Source organism: Vibrio sp. 10N.261.55.A7 (genome assembly GCF_002877365.1).
Lineage (GTDB): Bacteria > Pseudomonadota > Gammaproteobacteria > Enterobacterales > Vibrionaceae > Vibrio.
Genome location: NZ_MCWZ01000037.1, coordinates 1 through 4,766, shown reverse-complemented (window position 1 = coordinate 4,766; position 4,766 = coordinate 1). Strand labels below are relative to the sequence as shown.

Annotated in this window: 4 protein-coding genes; 1 reads left to right on the top strand and 3 read right to left on the bottom strand. The window is 43.8% G+C overall.

The genetic code is table 11. The features are described 5' to 3' along the window. A partial coding sequence (locus tag BCU12_RS03925; RefSeq protein WP_198599242.1) for a PLP-dependent transferase occupies positions 1–334 on the top strand: 334 nt, incomplete at its 5' end. Between the two features lie 173 nt (positions 335–507). Here BCU12_RS03925 and BCU12_RS03920 read toward each other — a convergent pair. The 3 genes from BCU12_RS03920 to BCU12_RS03910 form a co-directional block, all read right to left on the bottom strand. After that, entirely contained in the window at positions 508–987 is a 480-nt protein-coding gene (locus BCU12_RS03920; RefSeq protein ID WP_102403080.1) for a globin family protein, read from the bottom strand. Positions 988–1,054: 67 nt separating this feature from the next. After that, entirely contained in the window at positions 1,055–1,621 is a 567-nt protein-coding gene (locus BCU12_RS03915) for a DNA-3-methyladenine glycosylase I (RefSeq protein ID WP_102403079.1), read from the bottom strand. Between the two features lie 93 nt (positions 1,622–1,714). After that, positions 1,715–4,766: efflux RND transporter permease subunit (locus BCU12_RS03910; protein ID WP_102403081.1), on the bottom strand; the 3,052-nt coding region annotated here is incomplete at its 5' end.

Below are 4,766 nucleotides of genomic sequence, written 5' to 3'. Positions count from 1 at the left end.
ATCTTGTCCTGGCCACGAATTCTTTGAGCGTGATTTTACAGGCGGTAACGGGCTGTTTTCATTCGTACTGAAAGAATCTCACCCTAAAGCAACCACAGAATTACTCGATGGAATGCACCATTTCAGTATGGGTTATTCTTGGGGTGGGTTTGAAAGCCTTATCTTAGCGAATGAACCTAGAAGCTTTAACAGTTTAAGAACCGTTGCAAACCCTAATTTTTCGGGAACATTGATTCGCGTTCATATTGGGTTGGAAGATGTGAATGACCTCATCGTCGATCTAGAGCTTGGCCTCGAGCGTTATAACGAAGCCGTAAAAACACTCGCTAAGTAACCTTATAATCGAATGACAGTACCTACTTTGCTTTTAGCTTTTAGCTTGTTGCTTGGCACTGTCATTCGATGTTATTCATAATACTGAATTCTTCTGAGATTCTACGTCGAGCCTAGACTCAGTAAAGCCAACATCTATGCATAATTTTTCAGCATGGTTTTTAAGCATAATATCTATGCATAGTTTTGCTTTTTCTGCTTATTATAATGTCTCTCATTTTTGTACGTATTAGGGTCATAGTCTGGATAAGCCGCACTTCTCATCACAGTTGCAATCGTCGAGTAGATCTTCACCCATGCATTGCGGGTTTTCGTATCAAACTCATCCCCTAGCCCAGTTTTAAGAGCATAAATGAGCGCATTGCCAACGGGCGTGTAATCATCAATTTTTACACCATAACGGACATGTTTAATCGCGATCCCTTCGAGTACTGGCACGAGCGACTCTAAATCATCAAGCCCTTTCACGGCGACACCCAGCGTATTCATTAACTTACGTCCTTGAGAGGTCATGTCACTTTTAAATAGCCTCTTTAACGAGGGATCATACTCAAACAATTTACCGTAAAAAATTTCGGCGGCAGTATCTGCAATCGGCGCAACTTTCGAAAAGCTGTCTTGTATTAATTTTTTTTCAATAGCGGTAATAGACATATTTGATCCTAACATTTTGACGATGTTGAATTTAATAGTAGAACCTCTATTGCGACGTCTCCAATTTTTATTTGTTCACGTCATATTTAGGACAGTCAACGAGATGATCATTCACCATGCCCGTTGCTTGCATGAAGGCATAACAAATCATTTCACCAACAAACTTGAAGCCTCTTTTTTTCAAAAATTTGCTCATCTCTTTAGAGATAGGTGTAGAAGCAGGGACTTGATCCATCGATTCCCACTCATTGACTAAAGGTTCGCCTCCAACAAACTGCCACAAGGCATTGGACAGAGAACCAAATTCCTCTTGTAACGCTAGGGCCGCTCTTGCATTGCCATACACAGAGGCGATCTTTCCTTTATGTCTAACAATGTCATAATTCTCAATGATGTAAGGCGCATTCGTCTCATCCAATTGAGCTAACTTAGTGAGATCATAATCGAGGAACGCTGAACGATATCCCTCACGCTTACGCAAAATAGTGATCCAACTTAAACCTGCTTGTGCACCCTCAAGTGTGATGAATTCAAACAGAACCTGATCGTCATAAACTGGACGTCCCCACTCTGTATCATGGTACTCGCGCTCCAGTTCATTATTGATTGCCCACGCGCACGTTTTATCTTTCATTTCCTGCTCCTAATCTTTATGTTCGCCCTTAAATAGAACGCCTCTGAATGTTCAGAGGCGTGAGTCTAGTATGTTGACACAATATCTAGATCTTTATCCCTTGGCTGGAATTTTCAGCCCATGGAATATTCTATACAGGACAGGAACGACAATAAGTGTCAGTACTGTTGCGAAACCGAGACCAAACATAATCGTTACCGCCATTGGCTTAAAGAATATGTCTGGTAATAAAGGCACCATACCCAGTATCGTCGTTATAGCCGCCATACAGACAGGACGTACACGACTCAACGCGGCGTCTACTACCGCAACATATGGATCTTTACCTGACTGCATCTCTATCTCAATTTGATCAAGCAGTACGATACCGTTTTTCAACAGCATCCCTGACAAACTCAAGAAGCCCAATAACGCCATAAAGCCAAATGGTGTATTGAGAGCCAGAAGGCCAGTCGTAACCCCTATAATGGCCAATGGAACCGTCAACCAAACAATTAATGGCTCTTTCACTGAGTTAAACAAGAACACGGTGATCAAGAACATAAACAAGTAGCCAAGCGGCATAGTCGTAAATAGCGACTCTTGCGCGTCGCGAGAAGATTCGTACTCACCGCCCCACTCCAATGAATAACCTGGTGGCATTTCAATCGCTTCGATGGCTGGCATGAGTCGTTTCTGTAGAGTTGAAGCAGTTTCTTCGCCCAATAAATCTGGATCAGCAAATACCGTCAAAACACGTTTACGGTTTTTACGAACGATGATTGGGTCTTCCCATATGAGTTCATACCCAAGTGTGACTTGCTGAAGTGGAATGTATTCACTTAATACTGGGCTCCACATCTTCATCCCTTCGATATTACGAATATCTACCCGCTCATCTTCTGGAAGCCTCGCCACGATAGGCATAAGCGTCGTTCCGTCTCGGTAGACACCGACAGATTTACCAGAGAATGACATCGCTAAGAACTCATCGACATCAGACTTTGTGATGCCGTAACGTCTTGCTTGACCTTCATTGAATTGCGGCTCTAATACCTTAGTCCGCTCTCTCCAGTCGTGACGCACATTTGTGGCATTTGGATCCGCCAACATCACATCCGTGATTTGGGCTGCTAATCCTCTAAGCACTGTCGGATCAGAACCAATGACACGCGCTTCTATTTTCGCTCCGCCACCAGGGCCTAATTCAATTTGTTTTAGCTTATAATTGACCTCAGGAAACTTGTGTTCAACGTGCTCACGAAACTTCTCCATGAGGTCGTGTAAGGCTGCGTAATCATCCACACGAGTGGTTATTTCACCGTAGCCAGCGTAACTTTTCTCAGGAGCATAAGTCAGCATAAAACGCTGTAAGCCTTTACCCGCAGTCGTTGTTACGTGTGCAACGTTATCTTGTTCAGATATCCAAGATTCAAGCGCTTTTAGCTTCGTATTCGTTGCTCGAATATCGGTGCCTTCTGGCATCCAAATGTCGGCCTGGAACATCGGCGTTGTTGACGATGGGAAAAAGGACTGCTTTACGAAGGTAAAACCATAAAGGCTGACCACTAATCCAATAACAAGAACGATGACCGTCAGCCATGCTCTGTTCATACAAAACTCTAGGAAGTTTTTGTATGCAACAAATATGACACCATTGTACGGATTATTTTCCTCAGTCTGTTCTGTTGCTTCCTGCTCTTTAAAGAACATATTGGCAAAGAACGGCGTGAGTGAGATAGCAGTAAACCAACTCAGCATGAGCGAGATGAGTAGTACAGTAAATAGAGTGCCACAATATTCACCTGTCGCATCTTCAGAAAGACCGATGGGTGCAAACGCGGTAACGGCAATCACAGTCGCACCGAGTAACGGCCACTTAGTTTGGGTAACAATATCGGTTGCCGCTTGTGTCCTCGTCCTTCCCTTCTGTGTCCCTATTAATATGCCTTCGACGACGACAATGGCATTATCCACCAGCATCCCTAGGGCGATAACGAGCGCACCAAGTGAGATTCGTTGGAGGTCAATTTTAAAGTACTGCATGAAAATAAACGTACCAAGTACCGTCAACAGCAGTATTAAACCGATGAGTAATCCAGAGCGTAACCCCATGAAGAACAGTAGAACGATAATAACGATCGCAACGGCTTGCCCTAAGCTCACAACAAAGCCACTGACCGATTTATCCACTTCTTTGGGCTGGCTATAAATCTCAGAAATATTAATTCCGACGGGTTGCTGGAATTTTAATTCCGCTAAACGACGATCAAAGCGCTTCCCTACCTCAACTACGTTCACACCACTGGCAAATGACACCCCAACGTTGAGTGCGAGGTCGCCATTAAAACCAATAATATTACTTGGAACTTCCTGATACCCACGAATGACTTCAGCAACATCACGAAGGTAGATCAATCCGGATGCGCCGCTTTCATTTATGATCAAATCACCAAGCTGGTCGACGTTTTCAAACTCCCCTGTTGGGTGAATACGGATGTACTCGCTGCCAATACGAACCGCGCCAGCGTCTGAAACAACGTTTTGTGTTGAAAGTAAATTAAACACACTGGTTGGGGAAAGCCCTAAGCTACTTAAACGCTTCATCGATATTTCAATGAAAACCTGCTCTTGTTGCTGTCCTGAAACGGATATTTTGCTAACGCCATCGATCAATTCAAGCTCTCGCCTCAAGTAATCAACGTAATCGAGTAACTCTTTGTAGCCGTAACCTTCGCCCGTTACTGCCAGCAAAATCCCATATACGTCACCAAAGTCATCAATGACTTTCGGCTCTCCCACACCCGGTGAGAGCGAGCCTTTGGTATCATTAACCTTCCGACGTAATTCATCCCATATCTGTGGCAGATCATCAGGGCCGTAATTATTCTTCATCGTCACGGTTATCTGAGACAAACCACGGCTGGATATTGAATTCACCTCATCAACATAGGTGAGCTGCTGAATTGCTTTTTCAAGTGGATAAGTGACTTCTTCTTCCACTTGTTGCGGCGTGGCACCAGGGTAGTTAGTTACTACCATGGCATCTTTAATCGTAAAGGCTGGGTCTTCTAATCGTCCCAACCCAAAAAATGCCTGTATTCCGCCAATGAGGAATATCAGCGCTATCATCCAGCTTATTACTTTATTTTTTATAAAGTAGACT

Coding starts and splice junctions, on each gene's coding strand:
- BCU12_RS03915 (WP_102403079.1), bottom strand. CDS start 1,621: ATGAAAGATAAAACGTGCGCGTGGGCAATCAATAATGAACTGGAGCGC.
- BCU12_RS03920 (WP_102403080.1), bottom strand. CDS start 987: ATGTCTATTACCGCTATTGAAAAAAAATTAATACAAGACAGCTTTTCG.